Below are 5,368 nucleotides of genomic sequence, written 5' to 3'. Positions count from 1 at the left end.
AAACGCTCTTCCTATCATAATTTTATCTGCAAAATCAGAGGATACAGACAAGATCCTCGGACTGAATGTCGGCGCAGATGATTATGTGACGAAACCTTTTAACCCATTGGAACTGATGGCGAGGGTAAAATCCCAGCTTCGCAGATATACGCAGCTGGGTGCAATGGCAGAAAAGAGAGGAAATGTTTACGAGACGGGCGGACTGATGATCGATGATGACCGTAAGGAAGTTACTGTCGATGGAGAAGCAGTCAAACTGACACCGATCGAGTACAGGATCCTTCTTTTTCTGGTCAAAAATCAGGGAAGAGTTTTTTCCATCAATCAGATCTATGAGAGTATCTGGGAAGAGGAAGCGATCGCGGCAGATAATACGGTAGCGGTTCACATCCGACATATCAGAGAAAAAATTGAGATCAATCCAAAGGAGCCGCACTACCTCAAAGTTGTGTGGGGACTTGGGTATAAAGTGGAAAAGATCTGATTTTCTGAATGGACCTGTGGAAAACTCCTGTGTTTATAGCAGAGTCATTTAGCAGAAAGGAAATGGGGTATAAATGAAGACAAGATGGTACAGAAAAAGCGGTGTAAAAGGGCTTCTGGTGCTGCTGACAATAGTTTTTGTGACGGTAGCCTGCGCGGGAGCCGGGGCATCCGTGCTTATCATGAGCAAAGGCGTTCAGCCATTGGACAGCAAAAATTATGTGGATTCCCAGAGCTTCCAGGATAATATGTACAGCCTTTCACATACGATCATTAATGCGATCAATGAGAGAGAAATCCTGGATCAGGCAGACGACGGAGAACTGGTTGACCTTGCGGAGCTGAATAAGGGAAAGACGCTGACGCACAAAAACACATCCGGACTTGCCTACAAGGCAGGGAATCTGTATGACTGGGCGAAGAAATCATCCTGGGATCGAAGTGCAAATGTTCTGATCTGCCGTCAGCCGGATGGCAGCGACTACTATATGTACTACAATGATTTTGCAGATAAGATTACTACTGGTGAACTGAAATTTGTTTTTGGCAGTGATGAAGACGGATGGACAGAGAATGCAAAGGATATACTGGCCATACTCTCCGGCAAAGAGTATACGTACTATGGTGACGCCAATGATAACATAGGAATCCGTAATGATGGTGTGGAATATGTTACCGACGCGGACGGGAATGTTGTTTACACAGATGTGTATAATTATGAATCCAGTGGAAATAACGATGCCCCACTGAAAGAAGCGTACAAACCGGATGGAGCGGACAGTATCCTTGATGTTGTAAACAACAGTGAAGAATGGAAAGGAAATATCAGCAAGGCATATGAGTATTTATACACGGCTCTGGTTGAATACAGTGATGCTTCTTATGGTGAAAAAGTCCTGAAAACTTATGCAACAGGTGTAACAAATGTTAACTACATGTACGTAGACACAAAATCCGATAAAGTGTACACCAATATAAAAGGCATCACATCAGCAAATTATGCAAAAAAACTGGATGAACTGACTTCCAGTGGTGATCCGCTTATGCTGATCGCTCCGGATCTGCAGGACTGTGCCCTGGGATTTTCCAATATCGCAGACTGGACAGTATCTTACTGGCAGAGCATGATCGAGAATACAGGACTTGGTGAGGAAAATTATCTCTATTTCGTTTCTGTAGATAAAGATTTTCCGGTATTAGACAGGATCAAGCAGGAAAAACTTGTCTATGAGAAGTTTGAACCATGGCTGGTACCGATCATGGTAATTTCTGTAGTGTCACTGGTTCTGGCACTTGCAGGACTTGTGATCCTGACGATCGGGGCCGGACGAAACAATGAAGATGAGAAAGTGCATCTGAATTTCCTGGACAGATGGTATACCGAGATTGTGGCAGGGATGATATTTATGATCTGGCTGCTGGGCACTTCGGTGATCGTCCAGACAATGGATTTTGAAGACATACGAATGGTCTGGAAAGTGACGGGATTCAGCATCCTGGGAATCTGGTGTGGCGGATGGTTCCTGACCGGCTGGCTGAGTCTGGTTCGCAGGATCAAGGAAAGATCTCTCTGGAGAGACAGCCTGCTCCGACACGTTCTGATATTGGTAAGAAAGTGTTTTTCTAAATGTAGTGATCTGGTTGTCTTTCTCGGTGGCAATATGATCAGCAGGGTCAAAATAATTTTGTTATTTGGCATCTTTGTATTTTTGCAGTTTATGTTTTCTGTAATGACGGTTAATGGTGGTTCAGCATTTGCTTTTCTTCTGCTGATTGTAATGGACTGTGCAGTTCTTTATTATCTTGTAAAAAAAGCCTGGGGAAGAGAGCAGATCATCGCTGGTCTGAAGAAGATCACTGACGGAGAACTCCAATACAAGATTCCAACAGAAAAACTTTCCGGTGAACAGGAACAGGTGGCAGATTATATCAACCATATTGGAGAGGGACTGGATGCAGCTGTAGAAAACAGCCTCAAGAACGAGCGCATGAAAACAGAGCTGATCACGAATGTCTCCCATGATATCAAGACACCGCTTACTTCGATCATCAATTATGTGGATCTTCTCAAGCGCGAGAATCCGGAAGACCCCAAGATCAGAGGTTATCTGGAAGTTTTGGAAAACAAGGCACAGCGGCTCAAAGTATTGACTGAAGATGTCGTAGAAGCCTCCAAAGCAAGCACCGGAAATATCACACTGGAAATGACGGACCTGAATTTCGTTGAACTGGTACATCAGGTGATTGGAGAATTTGAAGAGAAATTCGAAGAAAGAAATCTGACGATGGTAGTTCATTTCGATGAGGAAGAAGCAATCATCTGTGCAGATGGCCGCAGACTCTGGCGAGTCCTCGAGAATGTTTTTGGAAACGCATCAAAATATGCGATGGAAAACACAAGAGTTTACGTCGATGTAAAAGTTGACCGGCCAAACGTGCAGCTTTCCCTCAAAAACATCTCCGCACAGCCTTTGAACATCTCCGCAGACGAACTCACCGAACGTTTCATCCGCGGCGACGTCTCCCGAAACACCGAAGGCAGCGGACTTGGCCTGTCAATCGCCAAAGACCTCGTCCGGCTCCAGGGTGGAGAATTTAAGTTGTATCTTGATGGGGATCTGTTTAAGGTGACGATTGAATTTAAAATGAAATAATAACAAAAGACCTTGTTCTGAATGATATCAGAAGGAGGTCTTTTTTGCTGAATCCTAAACCTGTATCCGATCCGCAACCTCATTTCCAACTGCCAGGCGGCGGTTATTGCTTCCGATGATCAGCCAGTCGCGACATTTCTGGATGACCTGGATGGTGCTGCCTTCTTTGATATCCATATTTCGCATAGTTTCAAGAATTTCCGGAACGCCGAACATCCATTTAATAGTACAGGTATCGCCTGCATTTGTCTGTGATAAAGCCTGCATAAAAATACCTCCTTTGAGGAAAAATAGAAATAGTTAGTGTCAGATAATTTGCTTTTTATTTATTGAATTTATTGTACAACTAAGAATATATGTTCGTCAATTGGAACATTAGGTAGTCCCTGCTCATATTGGATAGGAGATGCTGACAGAAGACAGTGTGTGCTAAATATGCAGGATTATGCATAGTTATAACACCGAAATTCGCGGTTTACAAACATAGGTAAATATGCTACTATTTTTAAAGGAGCGGAAACATGAATTTCCGCAAAATATAAGCAAACTCAACGAACAAGAGAGTACATTTGCTGACCACATTACAGAGAATTCCCCGGAGGAAATTTCAGATTTCCGTGGCTGAGAGGGAAGTGCAGGTGCAGATGGAAGATGGCTTGGGAGAGGTGCAGTCGAGATGAGTATTGATGCCAATGGGAGGGTTCCTGGCATACAGAAAGTAATTTCTTAAAGGAAATAAAATTCGGTGCTATTCAGACTGCAACAGGACCGCCTGTTATAGCGGAAGGGTATCAGGACAATGGCAGTCCGATCATTACAGCAGTGGTCGGATTATCCGCATGGAATCGTACCCAACAAGGTTTCTGACCGCGAGGCAGGAACGAACAGAAGTGGTAACACGGGCAGGACTCGTCTTCTCTATGAGAAGGGGTCTTTTTTTATTATAATCCAGGAGGAACAATAAAATGGACAAGCAGAAGTATTATATTACAACCGCGATCGCCTATACATCCGGTAAACCGCATATCGGCAACACCTATGAGATCGTACTGGCAGACGCGATCGCACGTTACAAGAGGCAGGAAGGATACGATGTATTTTTCCAGACAGGAACTGACGAGCATGGTCAGAAGATCGAGCTCAAAGCAGAAGAAGCAGGAATCACACCAAAGGAATTCGTAGACAATGTATCCGGTGAGATCAAGAGAATCTGGGATCTGATGAACACATCCTATGACAAATTCATCCGTACCACAGACGCTGACCACGAGAAACAGGTTCAGAAGATCTTCAAGAAAATGTATGCAAAAGGAGACATCTACAAGGGACATTACGAAGGAATGTACTGTACACCTTGCGAATCCTTCTTCACAGAATCACAGCTCGTAGACGGCAAATGCCCGGACTGCGGACGCCCATGCGTTCCGGCAAAAGAAGAAGCATACTTCTTCAAAATGAGTAAATATGCAGACCGTCTGATCGACTACATCAACACACATCCGGATTTCATTCAGCCGGAATCACGTAAAAACGAGATGATGAACAACTTCCTTCTTCCGGGACTTCAGGATCTCTGCGTATCCAGAACATCCTTCAAATGGGGAATCCCGGTAGACTTCGATCCGAAGCACGTTGTTTATGTATGGCTGGATGCCCTGACAAACTATATCACAGGAATCGGTTATGACTGCGACGGCGAAAGCTCTGAACAGTTCAACAAACTGTGGCCGGCAGACCTTCATCTGATCGGTAAAGACATCATCCGTTTCCATACTATTTACTGGCCGATCTTCCTGATGTCACTTGACCTGCCGCTTCCGAAACAGGTATTCGGACATCCGTGGCTGCTCCAGGGCGATGGCAAGATGAGTAAATCCAAAGGAAACGTAATCTATGCAGATGAACTCGTAGATTTCTTCGGCGTAGATGCTGTCCGTTATTTCGTACTTCACGAAATGCCATTCGAGAACGATGGTGTCATCACATGGGAACTGATGGTAGAGAGACTGAACTCCGAGCTTGCAAATACTCTCGGAAACCTTGTAAACCGTACCATCTCCATGTCCAACAAATACTTCGGCGGCGTAGTAGAAAACAAAGGTGTTGCTGAACCGGTTGACGAAGACCTCAAAGCATTTGCACTGGCTGTTCCGGGCAAGGTTGCTGAGAAGATGGACAAACTGCGTGTTGCAGATGCAATGACAGAGGTATTCACTCTGTTCAAACGTCTG

4 protein-coding genes are annotated in these 5,368 nt (G+C 44.6%); 3 read left to right on the top strand and 1 reads right to left on the bottom strand.

Annotated elements, in window-relative coordinates:
• Together QZL69_RS10115 and QZL69_RS10110 are read left to right on the top strand one after the other, a co-directional pair.
• On the top strand, positions 1–484 hold a 484-nt coding region (locus tag QZL69_RS10115; protein ID WP_291519279.1), incomplete at its 5' end, for a response regulator transcription factor.
• Between the two features lie 73 nt (positions 485–557).
• Positions 558–3,137, top strand: coding sequence for a sensor histidine kinase (locus QZL69_RS10110; RefSeq protein WP_022215090.1), 2,580 nt, complete (start codon positions 558–560; stop codon positions 3,135–3,137).
• 54 nt (positions 3,138–3,191) lie between these two features.
• Here the strand turns inward: QZL69_RS10110 and QZL69_RS10105 are convergent, their stop codons facing one another.
• On the bottom strand, positions 3,192–3,404 hold the full coding sequence (locus tag QZL69_RS10105) for a FeoA family protein (RefSeq protein WP_022215089.1): 213 nt from the start codon (positions 3,402–3,404) through the stop codon (positions 3,192–3,194).
• A 698-nt stretch (positions 3,405–4,102) separates the two neighbouring features.
• On the opposite strand from QZL69_RS10105, the gene metG reads away from it, so the two are divergent.
• Positions 4,103–5,368: methionine--tRNA ligase (gene metG / locus QZL69_RS10100; protein ID WP_291519278.1), on the top strand; the 1,266-nt coding region annotated here is incomplete at its 3' end.

Source organism: Blautia sp. CAG:237 (assembly GCF_000436615.1).
Classification (GTDB): domain Bacteria; phylum Bacillota; class Clostridia; order Lachnospirales; family Lachnospiraceae; genus Blautia_A; species Blautia_A intestinihominis.
This window is presented reverse-complemented; position numbering and strand designations above follow the sequence as displayed.